Source organism: Escherichia sp. 20412-1, from assembly GCF_003027595.1.
In the GTDB taxonomy this organism is placed as follows: Bacteria; Pseudomonadota; Gammaproteobacteria; order Enterobacterales; family Enterobacteriaceae; genus Escherichia; species Escherichia marmotae.
Window position 1 is genome coordinate 81,923 of the sequence record NZ_PYQM01000008.1, and the last position, 18,312, is coordinate 100,234.

At 51.3% G+C, this 18,312-nt stretch carries 17 protein-coding genes and 1 tRNA gene; 5 read left to right on the forward strand and 13 right to left on the reverse strand.

Annotation, left to right across the window (positions count from 1 at the left end; translation table 11 throughout):
* Positions 1-259: 259 nt before the first annotated feature.
* On the reverse strand, positions 260-1,480 hold the full coding sequence (fabB, locus tag C7B16_RS08270; RefSeq protein WP_000817180.1) for a beta-ketoacyl-ACP synthase I: 1,221 nt from the start codon (positions 1,478-1,480) through the stop codon (positions 260-262).
* A 158-nt stretch (positions 1,481-1,638) separates the two neighbouring features.
* Between fabB and mnmC the strand changes: the two genes are divergently transcribed.
* Positions 1,639-3,645, forward strand: a complete 2,007-nt coding sequence (gene mnmC / locus C7B16_RS08275; protein ID WP_105267835.1) for a bifunctional tRNA (5-methylaminomethyl-2-thiouridine)(34)-methyltransferase MnmD/FAD-dependent 5-carboxymethylaminomethyl-2-thiouridine(34) oxidoreductase MnmC — start codon at positions 1,639-1,641, stop codon at positions 3,643-3,645.
* Between the two features lie 214 nt (positions 3,646-3,859).
* On the opposite strand, the gene C7B16_RS08280 is transcribed toward mnmC, so the two are convergent.
* The 6 genes from C7B16_RS08280 to prmB form a co-directional block, all read right to left on the reverse strand.
* Positions 3,860-4,138, reverse strand: a complete 279-nt coding sequence (locus tag C7B16_RS08280) for a YfcL family protein (RefSeq protein WP_000559761.1) — start codon at positions 4,136-4,138, stop codon at positions 3,860-3,862.
* A 32-nt stretch (positions 4,139-4,170) separates the two neighbouring features.
* A complete protein-coding gene (gene epmC, locus C7B16_RS08285; RefSeq protein WP_107179564.1) occupies positions 4,171-4,719 on the reverse strand; it encodes an elongation factor P hydroxylase in 549 nt (182 codons plus the stop codon).
* Positions 4,719-5,528, reverse strand: a complete 810-nt coding sequence (locus tag C7B16_RS08290) for a sulfite exporter TauE/SafE family protein (RefSeq protein ID WP_107179565.1) — start codon at positions 5,526-5,528, stop codon at positions 4,719-4,721. Before C7B16_RS08290 ends, epmC begins: the two co-directional genes overlap by 1 nt.
* A complete protein-coding gene (mepA, locus tag C7B16_RS08295) occupies positions 5,528-6,352 on the reverse strand; it encodes a penicillin-insensitive murein endopeptidase (protein WP_107179566.1) in 825 nt (274 codons plus the stop codon). The genes C7B16_RS08290 and mepA overlap by 1 nt, the downstream gene beginning before the upstream one ends.
* A gap of 3 nt (positions 6,353-6,355) precedes the next feature.
* A complete protein-coding gene (gene aroC, locus C7B16_RS08300) occupies positions 6,356-7,441 on the reverse strand; it encodes a chorismate synthase (protein ID WP_107179567.1) in 1,086 nt (361 codons plus the stop codon).
* A 236-nt stretch (positions 7,442-7,677) separates the two neighbouring features.
* Complete coding sequence (gene prmB / locus C7B16_RS08305; RefSeq protein WP_001516801.1) at positions 7,678-8,610, reverse strand: 50S ribosomal protein L3 N(5)-glutamine methyltransferase; 933 nt, start codon at positions 8,608-8,610, stop codon at positions 7,678-7,680.
* A gap of 165 nt (positions 8,611-8,775) precedes the next feature.
* Between prmB and smrB the strand changes: the two genes are divergently transcribed.
* Complete coding sequence (gene smrB / locus C7B16_RS08310) at positions 8,776-9,327, forward strand: endonuclease SmrB (RefSeq protein WP_000730816.1); 552 nt, start codon at positions 8,776-8,778, stop codon at positions 9,325-9,327.
* A 68-nt stretch (positions 9,328-9,395) separates the two neighbouring features.
* Here smrB and sixA read toward each other — a convergent pair whose 3' ends face one another.
* The 4 genes from sixA to C7B16_RS08330 all read right to left on the reverse strand — a co-directional run bounded on the left by sixA (position 9,396) and on the right by C7B16_RS08330 (position 14,004).
* Positions 9,396-9,881: a phosphohistidine phosphatase SixA gene (gene sixA, locus C7B16_RS08315; protein WP_001195823.1), complete on the reverse strand. Its 486-nt coding sequence runs from the start codon at positions 9,879-9,881 to the stop codon at positions 9,396-9,398.
* Positions 9,882-10,083: 202 nt separating this feature from the next.
* On the reverse strand, positions 10,084-12,228 hold the full coding sequence (gene fadJ, locus C7B16_RS08320; RefSeq protein WP_107179568.1) for a fatty acid oxidation complex subunit alpha FadJ: 2,145 nt from the start codon (positions 12,226-12,228) through the stop codon (positions 10,084-10,086).
* Positions 12,228-13,538, reverse strand: a complete 1,311-nt coding sequence (fadI, locus tag C7B16_RS08325; RefSeq protein WP_105266021.1) for an acetyl-CoA C-acyltransferase FadI — start codon at positions 13,536-13,538, stop codon at positions 12,228-12,230. The genes fadJ and fadI overlap by 1 nt, the downstream gene beginning before the upstream one ends.
* Before the next feature lie 181 nt (positions 13,539-13,719).
* Positions 13,720-14,004 (reverse strand): YfcZ/YiiS family protein, encoded by a 285-nt coding sequence (locus C7B16_RS08330; RefSeq protein WP_001296261.1) that lies wholly within the window; start codon positions 14,002-14,004, stop codon positions 13,720-13,722.
* A 371-nt stretch (positions 14,005-14,375) separates the two neighbouring features.
* On the opposite strand from C7B16_RS08330, the gene fadL reads away from it, so the two are divergent.
* Positions 14,376-15,716, forward strand: a complete 1,341-nt coding sequence (gene fadL / locus C7B16_RS08340; protein WP_001516804.1) for a long-chain fatty acid transporter FadL — start codon at positions 14,376-14,378, stop codon at positions 15,714-15,716.
* 61 nt (positions 15,717-15,777) lie between these two features.
* On the opposite strand, the gene mlaA is transcribed toward fadL, so the two are convergent.
* Entirely contained in the window at positions 15,778-16,533 is a 756-nt protein-coding gene (gene mlaA, locus C7B16_RS08345) for a phospholipid-binding lipoprotein MlaA (RefSeq protein ID WP_000776778.1), read from the reverse strand.
* A gap of 302 nt (positions 16,534-16,835) precedes the next feature.
* Here mlaA and C7B16_RS08355 point away from each other — a divergent pair, with 302 nt between their 5' ends.
* Together C7B16_RS08355 and C7B16_RS08360 are read left to right on the forward strand one after the other, a co-directional pair.
* Entirely contained in the window at positions 16,836-17,768 is a 933-nt protein-coding gene (locus tag C7B16_RS08355) for a formate/nitrite transporter family protein (RefSeq protein WP_000368110.1), read from the forward strand.
* A 75-nt stretch (positions 17,769-17,843) separates the two neighbouring features.
* Positions 17,844-17,918 (forward strand) — tRNA-Arg (locus tag C7B16_RS08360).
* A gap of 13 nt (positions 17,919-17,931) precedes the next feature.
* Here C7B16_RS08360 and C7B16_RS08365 read toward each other — a convergent pair.
* On the reverse strand, positions 17,932-18,174 hold the full coding sequence (locus C7B16_RS08365; protein WP_000639873.1) for a YfdY family protein: 243 nt from the start codon (positions 18,172-18,174) through the stop codon (positions 17,932-17,934).
* Positions 18,175-18,312 lie beyond the last annotated feature (138 nt).

Genomic DNA, 18,312 nt, shown 5'->3' on the forward strand with positions numbered 1-18,312 from the left:
CGAAGAATTTCCCCGTCTTATCTCTCTGGTTTTCAGGGTTACAGTGCGTTGGAAGGGTTTAACGCGTACGTATTTTCAGCAGGAAATCGACAAAGCAAGAAGTTTGCCTGGAACAAACAGCGATTGTCAATGATGTGAAAAAGGGAACCATAGGCTCCCTTTTGCGTTACTGCCGAATGCGGAGCTGGCGCGTAATGTCGGATGCGACGCTTACGCGTCTTATCCGAGCTGCTCCAACCGACTCCGACATGTCGCAGAATTAATCTTTCAGCTTACGCATTACCAGCGTGGCGTTGGTGCCGCCGAAGCCGAAGCTGTTAGACATAACGGTGGTCAGCTCGCGATCGGTCGTTTCGGTTACGATGTTCAGTCCCGCAGCCTGCTCGTCCAGCTCTTCAATGTTAATGCTTGGGGCGATAAAGCCGTGTTCCAGCATCAGCAGAGAGTAGATTGCTTCCTGCACACCCGCAGCGCCCAGTGAGTGACCGGTCATCGCTTTAGTTGCAGAAATCGCCGGGCTATTATCACCGAACACTTCCCGGATAGCTGCCAACTCTTTCACATCGCCAACCGGAGTCGAAGTACCGTGAGAGTTCAGGTAGTCGATTGGGGTATCAACGCCGTGCATCGCCATCTTCATGCAGCGAACCGCGCCCTCGCCAGACGGAGCAACCATGTCTGCGCCATCAGACGTTGCGCCGTAGCCAACGATTTCAGCGTAGATGTGAGCACCACGAGCCAGCGCGTGTTCCAGCTCTTCAACCACCACCATACCGCCGCCGCCAGCGATAACGAAACCATCGCGGTGAGCGTCATAAGTACGGGAGGCTTTTTCCGGGGTGTCATTGTATTTGGTAGACAGCGCGCCCATCGCGTCAAATTCGCACGCCATTTCCCAGCACAACTCTTCGCCACCACCAGCAAACACGATGTCTTGTTTGCCCAGTTGGATCTGCTCGACTGCGTTACCGATACAGTGTGCGGAAGTCGCACAAGCGGAGCTGATGGAGTAGTTAACACCGTGGATTTTAAACGGTGTGGCGAGGCAGGCAGAAACGCCAGATGCCATCGCTTTGGTGACCACATACGGGCCAACCGCTTTCAGGCCACGCGGGCCGCGCATTGCGTCAGCACCGAACACCTGGAAACGCGGGGAACCGCCGCCAGAACCTGCAATCAGGCCAACGCGCGGGTTATTCTGGTAAGCTTCCGGGGAGAGGCCAGCATCTGCGATTGCCTGCTCCATAGAAAGGAATGCATAGATGGATGCGTCGCTCATAAAGCGCACAACTTTGCGGTCAATGAGGCCAGTGGTATCCAGTTTTACGTTGCCCCAGACGTGGCTACGCATGCCGGAATCCTTCAGCTCCTGAGAGAAAGTGATCCCTGAACGTCCTTCACGCAGAGATGCCAGGACTTCCTGCTGGTTATTACCGATGCTGGAAACAATGCCCAGGCCAGTAATCACTGCACGTTTCATTCAATACCTCTGTAAGTCGCACATAGAGTAAGTTTCGAATGCACAATAGCGTACACTTGTACGCCGAACAAGTCCGATCAGACAATTTATAGAGAAATTTGCGCAGCCTGACACACATCGCTAAGATCGAGCCACCGCCTGTAAGACGAGTAACTTACGTGAAACACTACGCTATACAACCTGCCAACCTCGAATTTAATGCTGAGGGTACACCTGTTTCCCGAGATTTTGACGATGTCTATTTTTCCAACGATAACGGACTGGAAGAGACGCGTTATGTTTTTCTGGGGGGTAACCAATTAGAGGCACGTTTTCCCACACATCCACATCCTCTGTTTGTGGTAGCAGAGAGCGGCTTCGGCACCGGATTAAACTTCCTGACGCTATGGCAGGCATTTGATCAGTTTCGCGAAGCGCATCCACAGGCACAATTGCAGCGATTGCACTTCATTAGTTTTGAGAAATTTCCCCTCACCCAGGCTGATTTATCGTTAGCACATCAACACTGGCCAGAACTGGCACCGTGGGCGAAACAGCTTCAGGCGCAGTGGCCTTTACCCTTGTCCGGTTGTCATCGTTTATTGCTCGATGAAGGCCGCGTAACGCTGGATTTATGGTTTGGCGATATTAACGAACTCACCAGCCAACTGGACAATTCACTAAATCAAAAAGTGGATGCCTGGTTTCTGGACGGCTTTGCGCCAGCGAAAAACCCGGATATGTGGACGCAAAATCTGTTTAACGCCATGGCGCGTCTGGCACGTCCTGGCTGCACGCTGGCAACCTTCACGTCTGCCGGTTTTGTCCGCCGGGGCTTGCAGGAAGCTGGATTCACGATGCAAAAGCGTAAGGGTTTTGGGCGGAAACGGGAGATGCTTTGCGGCGTGATGGAACAGACATTATCACTGCCCTCTTCCGCACCGTGGTTTAATCGCACAGGTAGCAACAAACGGGAAGTGGCGATTATTGGCGGCGGTATCGCCAGCGCGTTGTTGTCACTGGCGCTGTTGCGGCGCGGCTGGCAGGTAACGCTTTACTGCGCGGATAACGCTCCCGCGCTTGGTGCTTCTGGTAATCGTCAGGGAGCGCTGTATCCGTTATTAAGCAAACACGATGAGGCGCTGAACCGCTTTTTCTCTAATGCATTTACTTTTGCCCGTCGGCTTTACGGTCAATTACCCGTTAAATTTAATCATGACTGGTGCGGCGTAACGCAGCTAGCCTGGGATGAGAAAAGCCAGCACAAAATCGCGCAGATGTTATCGATGGATTTACCCGCAGATCTGGCGATGGCGGTCAACGCAAATGAGGTTGAAAACATTACAGGTGTTGCGACAAATTGTGGCGGTATTACTTATCCGCAAGGCGGCTGGCTATGTCCGGCAGAACTTACCCGTAATGTACTGGAACAGGCGGAACAGCAAGGTTTGCAGATTCGTTATCAACATCAGTTGCAGGATTTATTGCGTAAGGATGACGGGTGGCAACTGACATTTGCAGATCATCAGCAGGTGATGCATAGCGTGGTGGTACTGGCGAACGGGCATCAAATCAGCCGATTCAGCCAGACGTCACCTCTACCGGTGTATTCGGTTGCCGGACAGGTCAGTCATATTCCGACAACGCCGGAACTGGCGAAACTGAAGCAGGTGCTGTGCTATGACGGTTATCTCACACCACAAAATCCGGCGAATCAGCACCATTGTATTGGTGCCAGTTATCACCGCGGTAGTGAAGATACGACCTACAGTGAGGACGATCAGCAGCAGAATCGCCAACGGTTGATTGATTGCTTCCCGCAGGCGCAGTGGACGAAAGAAGTTGATGTCAGTGATAAAGAGGCTCGTTGTGGTGTACGTTGTGCCACGCGCGATCATCTGCCCATGGTGGGAAATGTCCCCGATTATGACGCCACGCTCGCGGAATATACCTCGCTGGCGGAACAGAAAGATGAAGCGGTAAGCGCACCAGTCTATGACGATCTCTTTATGCTTGCTGCTTTGGGTTCGCGCGGTTTGTGCTCTGCCCCGCTGTGCGCCGAGATTCTGGCGGCACAGATGAGTGAAGAACCTGTTCCGATGGATGCCAGTACGCTGGCGGCATTAAATCCAAATCGGTTATGGGTACGGAAGTTATTGAAGGGTAAAGCGGTTAAGGTAGGGTAATCTGCTTTGGCATTGTTTGCCGGATGCGGCGTGAACGCCTTATCCGACCTACGTGTGACCTGTAGGCCTGATAAGACGCGGTAAGCGTCGCATCAGGCATGGTGCTCCCAATGTCGGATGCGGCGTGAACGCCTTATCCGACCCACGTGTGACCTGTAGGCCTGATAAGACGCGGTGAGCGTCGCATCAGGCATGGTGCTCCAGACGCCACAACTTACTGCTGTGAAGCCTGCTGAAACAGGTGTTCCCACATATCGGTCACCAGCGCCTGATCGCGTGGCGACAATTCACCCGCACCAATTGCTTTCTCCAGACTCTGGCTAACGGTTGTATGCACCGCCTGGGCGGAGTGGTCATCACCACTTTCCAGTTCTGCGATGGCTAACGTCAGGTGGCCACGCAAATACCCACTGGCAAACAACTCATCATCACTGGCATGGTCAACCATACCGTCGATTAATGCCAGAATGCGTGATTCAAACTCCGCGATCATCTTCTTTCCTCATTGTAAACGTGGCGCTGGCTTCAGTTGAGCGCTTCCGGCCACGGGAACTGTTCCGCCGTAAGTTCCGGCGTGTGATAATAATTTCGTAATGCTTTTATGAAGCGTGCCGGACGTTCAGGAATACCGTTCGCCAGATAATCCATCACCTGCGCATGAACCCGTCGTTGGAATACCACACGATCCGGTTCGACGTCGCCTTCCAGGTTGTCGCAACTGACGTTAAACGGATATCCCGCCGCCACGCAGAACAACCAGTCAAGCGCCTGCGGCTTAACTTCAACATCTTCAAACTGGCTTTGCGTCCGGGCATCGCGTCCGTCAGGGCAATACCAGTAACCAAAATCAACCAGTTCACGGCGCGCTTTCCCGGCAATACACCAGTGCGAAATCTCGTGGATAGCACTGGCGTAAAAGCCATGAGCAAAGACGATTCGGTTATATGGAACTTCCGCATCAGCAGGAAGATAGATCGGTTCGTCGTCGCCTTTAATCAGACGGGTATTAAATTCATCGGCAAAGCAGCTATTAAAAATTTCAATCAACTGCTCGTAGTGGTGTGTACTGTTCATTAGTTCATCCCCAACCAGTGGAGGATCTCCTGTCCATGGCTATCATAAAGTAATTTGGCACTCATCACCGCCGAGACGATAACGATCATCGGGCGGATCAGTTTTTGTCCTTTGCTCAACACCAGTCTTGAACCCATACGCGCGCCGAGGAACTGCCCCACCAGCATCACGAATCCTGTCGCCCAAATCACTTTGCCGCCGAGAATAAACAGCAGCAGACCGCCGATGTTTGACGTTGCGTTAAGTAATTTGGCATGGGCGGTGGCTTTGGCGAGGTTAACGCCGCACAGCGTAACGAAGGCCAGTGCGTAAAACGATCCGGCTGCCGGGCCAAAGAATCCGTCGTAAAAACCAACGCAGCCCCCTGCGACCAGCGCAAATGGCAGCCCATACATCCGACGCTGGCGATCTTCTTCTCCCAGTTTGGGCATCAGTAAGAAATAAAGACCGATACAAATCACCAGAATCGGTAAAATTTGCCGCAGCACATCAGCTTTAACATACTGCACCAGCAGTGCGCCGCTCATCGAGCCGACAAAGGTCATGGCGATATTGAGTTTCTGATCGCTTAAGCTGACGACTTTGCGGCGAATAAAGTAGATGGTGGCGGAAATAGAGCCACCGCAGGCTTGCAGTTTGTTAGTTGCCAGCGCGTTAGCCGGAGACATCCCCGCCGCCATCAATGCCGGAATAGTGAGTAACCCACCACCACCGGCAATCGAGTCGATAAATCCCGCCAGTATCGCGACAAAAAAGAGAACTCCCAGCAACAGCGGGGAAACCATAAACAGGCTATTAAACGTTTCCATTAGATCACGAGCTCATCCAGTAGCGCCTGGCAGGAAGGCGGCAACGGAGGCGGTGTCTTCTTCTCAGGCTTTGTTGTTCCCGGTTTTGGTGGTTCAAACCAGCTTTGCAGTTCTGCCCCGCAACCATCGCCCGGCGGTGGTAAAGGTTGGTCTTCACACTCCAGGCTATCGGCAGGACAACGTAATCGTACATGCATATGTGCGCGATGCTGGAACCAGGGTCGCACTTTCCGCAACCAGTCACGATCGGTGCCTGCATCAAGGCAAAGTTGTTGTTTAATCGCCGGATTAACAAAAATGCGCGTCACGTCTTTGTCCTGCGCAGCAAGTTTGATCAGACTGAAAATTTCCGGCTTCCACAGCGTTGGGACGACATGCTTGCCATCACGGGAAACCAAATCCAGCGCCTGCGGACGCAAAAGTTGCGCGGCGGTCCAGCGAGTTTTCGGCAGTTGCAGGAAGATATCGACATCCAGTCCGGTCTGGTGGCTGGCGTGGCCGCCGTTGAAACGCCCACCTGCGGGCATCCCCATATCGCCAATCAGCACCGTCCCCATACCCAGATTGTTCACCTGGCTACTCAGACGCTGGATAAACATCACCAGATCCGGATGACCGAAATAGCGACGCTGATCGGTACGCATCACCTGATAATGTTCGGACTGTATCGGCAGCGTGTCAGCGCCGACGATACAGCCATTGGAAAAACTGCCTATCGATTGTGCGCTACCCGGCACAGGTTGGGTAATTTTTTGCCACGGCGTTGCTGCCAGGCTGGTGCTACTGGCAAGCAGGGCCAGCAGCGCAATCGCAGTTTTGTTCATTTTTTACCAGCGTGGAATATCAGTCTTCACATCGGCATTTTGCGCCCGTTGTCGTAACAGGTGATCCATCAAAACGATTGCCAGCATCGCTTCAGCGATCGGCACCGCGCGGATCCCGACACAAGGATCGTGACGGCCTTTGGTGATCATCTCAACTTCTTCGCCAAAGCGGTTAATTGTACGCCCAGGCACGGTAATGCTGGAGGTCGGTTTTAGCGCCATATGGGCAATGATTTGCTGCCCGCTGCTGATACCACCGAGAATACCGCCCGCATGGTTGCTCTGAAAACCTTCTTTGGTGATTTCGTCACGGTTCTGGCTGCCACGCAGCGCCACCACGTCAAAACCGTCGCCAATTTCCACGCCTTTCACCGCATTAATGCTCATCAACGCGTGGGCGATGTCAGCATCCAGGCGATCAAATACCGGTTCGCCAAGTCCGGCGGGTACGCCACTGGCAACAACAGTCACTTTCGCACCGATGGAGTCGCCCTCTTTTTTCAGCGCGCGCATCAACTCATCTAACGCGTCGATTTTATCCGGGTCCGGGCAGAAGAACGGATTTTGTTCAACCTGCGACCAGTCTTTGATTTCCAGTGGAATGTCGCCCATCTGGCTCAGGCAGCCGCGAATTTCGATGCCAAATTTTCCGGCGAGATATTTTTTAGCAATTGCTCCAGCCGCAACGCGCATGGCGGTTTCACGGGCGGAAGAACGTCCGCCGCCGCGATAATCGCGCAGGCCGTATTTTTGTTCGTAGGTGTAATCGGCATGACCCGGACGGAAAACGTCTTTAATTGCGCTGTAATCTTGAGAGCGCTGGTCGGTGTTTTCGATCAACAAGCCAATACTGGTGCCGGTGGTGACACCTTCAAAAACGCCGGAAAGAATTTTGATCTGATCCGGTTCACGACGCTGTGTGGTATAGCGCGATGTCCCCGGGCGACGCCGGTCGAGATCGTGTTGCAGGTCTGCTTCCGTCAGCGGGATGCCTGGCGGAACACCATCGACGATGCAACCGAGCGCAAGCCCGTGCGATTCACCGAAGGTGGTTACGCGAAAGAGTTGTCCAATTGTGTTTCCAGCCATCACGGCTCCGTTATTGTTGTGTTTGCATTTTTTACTCTAAATAATTCAAGTTGCAGGAAGGCGACAAGTGAGTGAATCCCCAGGAGCTTACAGAAGTAAGTGACTGGGGTGAACGACAAATCCGCATGGAGCGGATTTGAACGCTACTTGCAGCGGCCCCGTAAAGGGGGAGGCCCATGGATGAGCCGAATAACCCGCAGACGCAGCACATGCAACTTGAAGAATGACGAGTAAATTTAATCTTTATAAATACCAAAATGTTCTCGTGCCGCAATAAGCTGCGCTTTGGTGAGCATAAACACACCATCGCCACCGTTATCAAACTCCAGCCAGGTGAACGGAACATCCGGATATTGTTCCATCAGATGTACCATGCTGTTGCCGACTTCACAAATCAGTACACCATCATCAGCAAGATAATCCGCCGCGTTGCCGAGAATGCGACGTGTCAGTTTCAGGCCATCAGTGCCAGACGCCAGCCCCAGCTCCGGCTCGTGACGGTATTCGTTTGGCAGGTCGGACATATCTTCCGCATCGACATACGGCGGGTTGGTGACGATCAGGTCGTACTGCACTTTCGGCAAATCACGGAACAGATCGGAACGAATCGGTATGACGTTGTGGATCAGACCATGTTCTTCAATGTTCTGTTCGGCTACCGCCAGCGCGTCGGGAGAGATGTCCACCGCGTCGACTTCCGCTTCCGGGAAGGCATAAGCGCAGGCAATAGCAATGCAGCCACTACCGGTACACATATCCAGAATATGTTGCGGTTGCTTGCTGATAAGTCCGGCAAATTTATTGTTGATCAGTTCACCAATCGGTGAACGCGGCACCAGCACGCGTTCATCGACGTAAAATTCATGGCCGCAGAACCAGGCTTTGTTGGTCAGATAGGCAACCGGAACGCGCTCGTTGACGCGGCGGATCACGCGCTCAACAATACGGTGTTTTTCGCTGGAGGTCAGGCGGGCGTTGCGCATATCTTCCGGAATATCCAGCGGCAGGTAGAGCGACGGCAATACCAGTTGCACCGCTTCGTCCCACGGGTTGTCGGTGCCATGACCGTACCAGATATTTGCCGCGCTGAAGCGGCTAACCGACCAGCGCAACATGTCCTGAATGGTTTGCAGTTCATTTACTGCTTCATCAACGAAAATTTTATCCACGTATTCCTCCAGGGCATGGTCGCATTAATTTCGGCGGCTAGTTTGCCATGAAGATGACGATAAATCAGCATTCACGCGGCAATGACGCAGGAAAATTATGTTTTGGCCGATCGATTGCGCTACGAGTCGGGTAAACTGTAGGAAAAATAAAATAGAGATGCATAGATGAAAAAGAAAACAACTCTCAGCGAGGAGGATCAGGCCTTGTTTCGCCAGTTGATGGCGGGTACTCGCAAGATTAAGCAGGACACGATTGTCCATCGACCACAACGAAAAAAAGTCAGCGAAGTGCCGGTCAAGCGGTTGATTCAGGAGCAGGCTGATGCCAGCCATTATTTCTCTGATGAATTTCAGCCGTTATTAAATACCGAAGGCCCGGTTAAATATGTCCGCCCGGATGTCAGTCATTTTGAGGCGAAGAAACTGCGACGCGGTGATTATTCGCCGGAGTTGTTTCTTGATTTGCACGGCCTGACGCAGCTACAAGCCAAACAGGAACTGGGCGCATTAATTGCCGCCTGTCGCCGTGAACATGTGTTTTGCGCCTGTGTGATGCATGGGCACGGTAAGCATATTTTGAAGCAACAAACACCGCTGTGGCTGGCACAGCATCCGCATGTGATGGCATTTCACCAGGCACCAAAAGAGTACGGCGGCGACGCGGCGTTATTGGTATTGATTGAAGTGGAAGAGTGGCTGCCGCCAGAACTTCCCTGACATTCAATACAACAAGAGCCACTTAAGTGGCTCTCTGAAAGTTGATATGCGATATAAACGTTGCGTAATTATATCGCTTTTGCCATTTTCAAATTACACGGGCTCATCTGCCAGTTAAATTCGCCTTTTCCGCTTTCATCAAGCGTTACGCTGGCAATAGCTGAAGTGGTAAACATAGGCGGCGTTTCGCCCGGACATAACTCGGCTACCAGATAACCGACTAAGGGTAAGTGAGAGATAACCAGTACCGACCCGACTCCCTCGTTGGTCAATGCCTGAAGATAAGCACTAACCAGACCGACATCGCCGCAGGGCGTCAATTCTGGCAGAACTTCGACACTGGATGGCAGTTCCATACAATCACCTACGACATCCAGAGTTTGCTCGGCTCGCAGGAACGGGCTCACCAGAACACGTTCGACTTCCACTTTTTGACCTTTCAGCCAGTTCGCCATCAGGCGAGATTCGTCACAACCGTTAGTGGTCAGAGGACGAACCGAATCACTGGCGGCATCGAGGGCTGCGTCGCCGTGACGCATGATAAAAACTTGCATATTGCACCGCTTTTGTTAACCAGATTCACCCGTCTTCTTTCATCTGAAACCAGAGAAAGAAGACGGTGGCCGGCATTGTGCCTTATCCATTCACCGAATGAAACGCTGTTTTTTACCTCAATGGCGTAAGTATAGTCAATATGCGTTTACATTTTAACCAAAGCTCCACCATTCAGCGCGGATTCATATAGCTTTGACCTTCTTATTGCAGGTCAGTTGCAGTTGTTTTCCAAAAACTTTCCCCATGCTCACTCATCTCAAGTAAACGCTCGCAAGGGGTAAAACGGGAACCATATTGCGCGGCCAGTCGTTGCATTATTGCAACCACTTCGCCCGCGCCGAGAGAATCGATATAGCGGAACGGACCACCGAGAAATGGCGGAAAACCAATTCCAAATACTGCGCCAATATCCCCGTCTCGCACGCTACGGATAACCTGCTCGTCCAGACAACGTACTGCTTCATTCAGCATCAACATCACACACCGTTCAGCAACCTGCGGTGCGGACAGTCGCCCCTGCCCTTGCGCGCCAATCAACGGGTAAATGGCGGGATCAACCTGTTTTTTGCTTTTACGCCCTTTTTGGCGGTAAAGATAGAAACCCCGGCCATTTTTTCTACCTTTGCGATCGTCGTTCAAAATTGAAGAAACAACATTTGCAGGCGCACTAAAACGTTCTCCATAAGTTGCTTCCAGTACAGGAATAATTTTAGTCCCTGTGTCGATTCCTACCTCATCCAAAAGTTGGATTGGTCCCACCGGAAAACCAAATTTAACCAGTGCGGCATCAATGTGCTCAACACGCTCACCTTCGGTCAACATGCGGATAGCTTCATTAATGTAAGGTGCCAGAATGCGATTAACGTAAAATCCGGCTTTATCCTGCACCACGATTGGCGTTTTGCCCTGTTTTTTCGCCAGTTTTACCGTAGTGGCGAGGGTTTGCGCCGATGTCCCGGCGTGAGGAATGATTTCTACCAGCGGCATTTTTTCTACCGGGCTGAAGAAATGCAGGCCGATAACCTGCCCTGGTCGTGAGGCGTGAGCGGCAATATCGCTAATCGGTAAAGATGAGGTATTGGAGGCAAAAATTGTATGAGGGGCGCAGTTTTGCTCCACTTCCGCCACCATCTGTTGTTTTAATTCGAGATTTTCAAACACTGCTTCAATAATCAGATCGCGATGGGAAAAACCGTGATAATCCATAGAACCTGAAATCAGCGCCAATTGTTTGTCGCGTTCACTGGCTTTGATATGCCGGCGGCGCACTTTCCCCTCCAACTGATCCCAACTGTATTTCAAAGCATGATTTATGCCCTGGGCGTTGATATCTTTAATTCTTACAGGTAGCCCCGCTTTACCGGCTGTAACGTAAGCAATACCACCGCCCATCAAGCCACCACCTAATATCCCCACGCTATTTAATGGGGCGGGGGCAACATCGCTGCCAGGATCTTTCTTCACGTCGGTACTGGCAAAAAAGATATTACGCAGAGCCTGTGATTGCGATGTCATTGCCAGTTCGCCAAAGGCTCGTGCTTCAGCGTCATAACCGCTACTGGAGCCCTGCGCTAATCCTGTTTCGATAACCTCAAGAATGCGTTCTGTCGCCGGGTAGTTGCCCTGGGTTTTCTGTTCTGTTTTCTTGCCTGCCATTTTGAATAACAGCGCACGACCTAATGGCCCGGCCATCACTCGTTCACGAATCGGGAGAGTCCGAGAAACTGTACGCTCCTGCTTCGCCAGCTCTACAGCGGCTTCCAGTAAAATAGAATGCGGAACGACGTCATCCACCAGCCCCAGCTTTAACGCCTGCTTTGCCCGTAGTTGCTTGCCAGTGAGGATCATCTCTAGTGCTGTGCTGACGCCGATCAGGCGCGGTAAACGCTGGGTGCCGCCTGAACCAGGTAACAACCCAAGTTGTACTTCCGGCAAGCCGAGCACGGTTTTAGGGTCGTCTGTACAGATACGACCGTGGCACGCCAGTGCCAACTCCAGACCACCGCCCAGGCAAGCGCCGTGAATGGCGGCAATAACAGGAACTGGCAAAGCATGAATTTCCGCCATCAACTGTTGGCCCTGCCGCGCCAGTGCTTCCGCTTCTTGCGCGGTTTTGCAGTTGCCAATCATGTTGATGTCTGCACCGGCAATAAAGTTGTCCGGTTTAGTGGAGATAAACACTACGCCTCGAAGTTCTTTATTTTCGCGGAGTTGTTTAATAATGGCGCGCACCTGCGAGGCAAACTCTGCCTTCAGGGTATTCATTCTTTCGCCGGGAACGTCAATGGTGATGACGGCAATATTGTCCAGACGTACATTGAGGGTAAAAGCCGATACCATTTCCATTATTCCGCCTCCAGAACCATTGCCGCACCAAGTCCACCTGCGGCACAGGCGGTCACTAAACCAAATCCACCGCCGCGACGGCGAAGTTCGTGTAATGTCTGGGTAATCATCCGCGCGCCGGTTGCCGCGAAGGGATGACCATAAGCAATGGAACCGCCAAGCACGTTAAATTTGCTATCGTCCACTTCGCCAGTGGCATGTGCACGCCCCAGCACATCGCGGGCAAAACGTTCGCTACCCAGCAACTGAATATTTGCCAGCGTCTGGGCGGCAAATGCTTCATGCATATCAATCAATGTCAGATCGGCCATCGTCAGGCCTGCTCTCTCCAGCGCCAGCGGCGTTGACCAGGCCGGACCGAGCAACATGTCCTGCCAGACATCAATAGCGGTAAACGCGTAACTGCGCAGATATCCCAGCGGCACCAGCCCTAATTCTTTCGCTCGCGATTCGGTCATCAGGATCACTGCCGCCGCGCCATCGGTCAGAGGCGTACTGTTCGCCGCAGTTACCGTTCCGTGTTTACGGTCAAATGCCGGACGCAGTTTTGCGTAATCAGCAAGCGTGGAATTACCGCGAATATTGTTGTCTTCCGCGAGGGGTTGTTTATAAGGAGGGATAAAGGCGGTCATCACCTCTTCTTTGAGTTTGCCTTCTGACCATGCCTGGGCAGCACGCTGGTGCGAACGGTGCGCCAGTGCATCTTGCTGTTCGCGGGTGATACCGTAGGTTTTCGCCATTTGTTCGGCGGTATCGCCCATTCGCAAACCGGTGGAATATTCCGCTACCGCAGGCGGAACAGGCATTAAGTCACGCAAACGCAAGCTGGAGAAGAGTTTAAGACGCTGGCTCAGCGTGCGGGCTTTGTTGACATCAACCAACACGCGCGCCAGTTTTTTACTGACGCCAATTGGCAATACCGAAGAGGAATCGGCCCCGCCAGCAATACCGGAGCGGATGGTTCCCGCCATCAGGCTTTCGGCCACGTTCGCAACCGCCTGGAAACTGGTAGCGCAAGCTCGGCTGACGCTGTATGCGTCGGTATGGACGTTCATTCCAGTGCCAAGAACAATTTCACGCGCAATATTGGGAGCCTCTGGCATTTGCACAACCTGACCAAAGACCAGTTGTTCAATCACTTCGGCGGGGATCTCACTACGTGCCAGCAGCTCACCGACGACCATCTTCCCCAAATCAACAGCGGGAATGCCATGAAAAGCCGTTGCCTGGCGAGCAAAAGGCGTACGTAACCCGCTAACGATGGCGATGCGATCGCCCTGGCGAGTAACCAGCGGTAAAACCTGACCCATAACACTCCCCTGTAAAAAAAGACATAAAGTGGTCTGACCTGATCATAGTCTTAACTATTTTTTTACATTTAGCCAAGTGGAGAAAAGGGAAAGTGGGAGCTATGACACAGAGAGAAAAGAAGAAGAGAAAATAAAACGCCCCTGCCAACAACCTGGCAGGGGCGTATGTACCCGAGAGGAATTAACGCAGACCCAACTGGAAAATCAGCATTTCAGCTTCGCAGGCAAAAGTGAAATCAATATCCAGGCGAACACCGTCAGACTCTTCAGTGAAAGTCGGGGTGATTTTGCATGGTTCGGATTCTACGCTACGGGCTTTTTCAGTCAGCGCCGCCAGCGTTTGTTCTGCTTCTGCGCGGTTTGCAAACACGCGGCTGTAAGACGCGGTGCAATCGGAGTTGTCCATAATGGTGCCAACATCCATACAGCAGCAAACCGGGGTTTCATCAGCACTACATTTACTCATCGTTGATTTCCTCTGTATGTGCACCCAAGGTGCCAGATAAACGTTACGGATATTTTACGCTTCTGAAAAGTGCTGCTCCAGTTGTTAATTCTGCAAAATCAGATAAGTGACCGAAATCACACTTAAAAATGATCTAAAACAAAATTCACCTGGATGAATGAGTGCGCCACCTCCAAATTTTGCCAACTGGATCGCGTTTCTTAGATCATATTTGAAAAAATATAGAAACATACTTGCAACATTCCATCTGGTCAGACCTATACTCTCGCCACTGGTCTGATTTCTAAGATGTACATCAGCCCCTACACTTCGCGCTCCTGTTACAGCACGTAACATAGTTTGTATAAAAATAAATTATTGAGGTTATGGTCATGAGCCAGAAAACCCTGTTTACAAAGTCTGCTCTCGCAGTCGCAGTGGCACTTATCTCCACCCAGGCCTGGTCGGCAGGCTTTCAGTTAAACGAATTTTCTTCCTCTGGCCTGGGTCGGGCTTATTCAGGGGAAGGCGCTATTGCCGATGATGCTGGTAATGTCAGCCGTAACCCCGCGTTGATTACCATGTTTGACCGCCCGACTTTTTCTGCGGGTGCGGTTTATATTGATCCGGATGTGAATATCAGCGGAACTTCTCCGTCTGGTCGTAGCCTCGACGCGGATAACATCGCACCTACAGCATGGGTTCCGAACGCACACTTTGTTGCGCCGATTAACGACCAATTTGGTTGGGGGGCTTCCATTACCTCTAACTATGGTCTGGCGACAGAGTTTAATGACACTTATGCAGGCGGTTCTGTCGGTGGTACAACCGACCTCGAAACCGTGAATATGAATTTAAGCGGTGCCTACCGCTTAAACAACGCCTGGAGTTTCGGTCTTGGTCTTAACGCCGTCTATGCTCGTGCAAAAATTGAACGTTTTGCAGGTGATCTGGGGCAACTGGTTGCTGGTCAGATTATGCAATCTCCCGCCGGACGGACACCACAGGGACAAGCGCTGGCTGCAGCCGCTAATGATATTGAAAGTAACACCAAAATTGCTCATCTGAACGGCAACCAGTGGGGCTTTGGCTGGAACGCCGGGATCCTGTATGAACTGGATAAAAACAACCGCTACGCGTTGACCTACCGTTCTGAGGTAAAAATTGACTTCAAAGGTAACTACAGCAGCGACTTGCCAATTGGCCTGAATAACTACAATCTCGGTTTGCCTGGTGCTACAGGTGGCGCAACGCAGTCGGGTTATCTGACGCTGAACCTGCCTGAAATGTGGGAAGTGTCTGGTTATAACCGTGTTGATCCGCAGTGGGCGATTCACTATAGCCTGGCTTACACCAGTTGGAGTCAGTTCCAACAACTGAAAGCAACCTCAACCGGTGGCGACACGCTGTTCCAGAAACATGAAGGCTTTAAAGATGCTTACCGCATCGCGTTGGGTACAACTTATTACTACGATGATAACTGGACCTTCCGTACCGGCATTGCCTTCGATGACAGCCCAGTTCCGGCACAGAACCGTTCTATCTCCATTCCGGATCAGGACCGTTTCTGGCTGAGCGCAGGTACTACTTACGCATTTAATAAAGATGCTTCTGTAGATGTCGGCGTCTCTTATATGCACGGTCAGAGCGTGAAGATCAACGAAGGTCCATATCAATTCGAGTCTGAAGGTAAAGCCTGGCTGTTCGGGACTAACTTTAACTACGCGTTCTAATAACACGTTAGCTTAATAAGAAAAAAGGTGAGTTTTACGACTCACCTTTTTTATTTGCATCTTATTCAGAATCGATATCTTTTAAATCATCCTGAATCGCTTGCGCGTTCGGGTTTTCCTGCGGTTTGAGTTCGCCGCCATTGGCGATGAAATCATGACGCTGGAAGTAAGCCTCGCGAACCATAATATAAGGATCGGACGACTGACGAAGCAGACCGTCGGAATCCAGTAACTGCGCACGGGTTTCAATCCCTTCAAGCGTCCATTTACCCACAGACATCGGCCAGGTCAACCAGGAAAGTACCGGGTAAAGAGCATCTGCCATATCACCGCCGTCATCACGCAGCGTGAAACTACCGTAGAACGGTAACTGAACATACGGCCCATAGCCCACGCCATAGTGACCGAGCGTACTACCAAAACGGTGAGGTTCAGTACGTTGCAGTTTCGGATTCGCCATCCCCGCAACATCAATAAAGCCGCCCATCCCCAAAATGGTGTTCAGAAAAAAGCGGGTAAAGTGAACCATCCCCTGATAAGGGTCGCCCTGCAGGAAATAGTTAACCATCACCGCAGGTTCTTCAAGGTTGCCGGTAAAATTGCTCAAACCGTTACGCGCCGGTTGCGGAACATAATCACGCCAGGCGACAGCTACCGGTCGAACCACATACGGGTCTAACACATTGAAGTTAAAATTGTACATGGTGCGGTTGAACCCTTCTAACGGGTCTGAACGCCCTTGCTGATCTGTACCGGAACTCGCACACCCCACCAGAAGCGTAGTTCCCAGAGCAAGCGCCGACAGGCGAAGCTTCATAAATGTCTCCCTGTTTTTTATGGCTTTTTATGGCTTATGCAGTTTGCCATCCATGACGGAACGATACCGTATCCGCCTGTTTAGGTGTGGGCGATTGTAGCAGCACGTCAACTGATGTCCAGACGCCCTGAAATGCTGATTTGATCATAGCCTGGTAATCGCCGCCCTGTAGGCTACTTGATTCCGTAGAAACAGAAAAAGGCAAACGCGGCCTTTTATACATTTTCAGAGTAACTCCCGCCAGTTGCGAGCAAAAAAGCCGCTACGCTTTAGCTATGCGTGCTAATTCAAGAGACGACACCATGGATAACGACAAAATAGATAAACACAGCGACGAACTTGAAGTAGAGAGTGAAGAAAAAGAACGCGGGAAAAAAATAGAAATAGATGAAGACCGACTCCCCTCCAGAGCGATGGCTATTCACGAGCATATCCGCCAGGACGGCGAAAAAGAGCTGGAACGCGACGCAATGGCGCTACTGTGGTCAGCTATTGCTGCGGGCCTGTCGATGGGCGCTTCGCTACTGGCAAAAGGTATATTTCATGTCGAACTGGAAGGTGTACCGGGGAGTTTTTTGCTGGAGAATCTGGGTTATACCTTTGGTTTTATTATCGTCATTATGGCACGCCAGCAATTATTTACTGAGAATACCGTAACTGCGGTACTGCCGGTAATGCAAAAACCGACTATCGGCAACATCGGCTTACTGATGCGGTTATGGGGCGTCGTGCTGCTGGGTAATATTCTTGGAACAGGTATTGCGGCGTGGGCGTTTGAGTATATGCCTATCTTTAATGAAGAAACCCGCGATGCGTTTGTCAAAATCGGCATGGATGTAATGAAAAACACCCCCAGCGAGATGTTTGCCAACGCGATTATCTCCGGCTGGCTGATAGCCACAATGGTATGGATGTTCCCTGCGGCAGGAGCGGCAAAGATTGTGGTAATTATATTAATGACGTGGCTTATCGCCCTGGGTGACACCACTCACATCGTCGTGGGTTCTGTAGAGATCCTCTATCTGGTATTTAACGGCACGCTGCACTGGAGCGATTTCATCTGGCCATTTGCGCTACCTACTCTGGCGGGGAATATTTGCGGCGGCACTTTCATCTTCGCGTTAATGAGCCATGCACAGATCCGCAACGATATGAGTAACAAGCGTAAAGAAGAGGCCCGCCAGAAAGCAGAATGTGCGGAAACTATTAAGAAAAATGATAAAAACCCGGTGTAAGTGGCGAGGGTTTAAGCAATCGAGCGGCGGTGTACTTACTCCGCTGTTTAATAGCGGTTATACTCATGCCGCATTGTCCTCTTAGTTAAATGGATATAACGAGCCCCTCCTAAGGGCTAATTGCAGGTTCGATTCCTGCAGGGGACACCATATCTTCCCCTCATTACCGCCTTCCATACCCCACCATAAAGCGGATCATCAAGCCACAAGCCGGGGCAAGAAACATAAATATCCCCGTTGCCAGCTCATTACCGCCAGTTAACCACATAGTGAAGTAATAAATGAGTGCGGCAAGGATCACCATGCCAAAAAAAGAAGAAACGGCAGATGCTATATTCAGTACCTGACCGATATACCCACTAACACAGACAATGCAAAGCGCGAGAAACATCCATAAATAAATCATAGCTCAACCTCCTGCCGTGCTAAAAAACCTGTAACTTCAGTTACTTTTATAGTAAGACAATCCTTATATACTTGCAATTTATGCAACAATTTATCAACATTCTTCTCTTACCCGACCAGCAGTGGAGTTAAAACAAGG

Coding starts and splice junctions, on each gene's coding strand:
- smrB (WP_000730816.1), top strand. CDS start 8,776: ATGAAAAAGAAAACAACTCTCAGCGAGGAGGATCAGGCCTTGTTTCGC.
- fadL (WP_001516804.1), top strand. CDS start 14,376: ATGAGCCAGAAAACCCTGTTTACAAAGTCTGCTCTCGCAGTCGCAGTG.
- fadJ (WP_107179568.1), bottom strand. CDS start 12,228: ATGGAAATGGTATCGGCTTTTACCCTCAATGTACGTCTGGACAATATT.
- C7B16_RS08365 (WP_000639873.1), bottom strand. CDS start 18,174: ATGATTTATTTATGGATGTTTCTCGCGCTTTGCATTGTCTGTGTTAGT.
- C7B16_RS08290 (WP_107179565.1), bottom strand. CDS start 5,528: ATGGAAACGTTTAATAGCCTGTTTATGGTTTCCCCGCTGTTGCTGGGA.
- sixA (WP_001195823.1), bottom strand. CDS start 9,881: ATGCAAGTTTTTATCATGCGTCACGGCGACGCAGCCCTCGATGCCGCC.
- epmC (WP_107179564.1), bottom strand. CDS start 4,719: ATGAACAGTACACACCACTACGAGCAGTTGATTGAAATTTTTAATAGC.
- mlaA (WP_000776778.1), bottom strand. CDS start 16,533: ATGAAGCTTCGCCTGTCGGCGCTTGCTCTGGGAACTACGCTTCTGGTG.
- fabB (WP_000817180.1), bottom strand. CDS start 1,480: ATGAAACGTGCAGTGATTACTGGCCTGGGCATTGTTTCCAGCATCGGT.
- aroC (WP_107179567.1), bottom strand. CDS start 7,441: ATGGCTGGAAACACAATTGGACAACTCTTTCGCGTAACCACCTTCGGT.
- mepA (WP_107179566.1), bottom strand. CDS start 6,352: ATGAACAAAACTGCGATTGCGCTGCTGGCCCTGCTTGCCAGTAGCACC.
- C7B16_RS08355 (WP_000368110.1), top strand. CDS start 16,836: ATGGATAACGACAAAATAGATAAACACAGCGACGAACTTGAAGTAGAG.
- C7B16_RS08330 (WP_001296261.1), bottom strand. CDS start 14,004: ATGAGTAAATGTAGTGCTGATGAAACCCCGGTTTGCTGCTGTATGGAT.
- C7B16_RS08280 (WP_000559761.1), bottom strand. CDS start 4,138: ATGATCGCGGAGTTTGAATCACGCATTCTGGCATTAATCGACGGTATG.
- fadI (WP_105266021.1), bottom strand. CDS start 13,538: ATGGGTCAGGTTTTACCGCTGGTTACTCGCCAGGGCGATCGCATCGCC.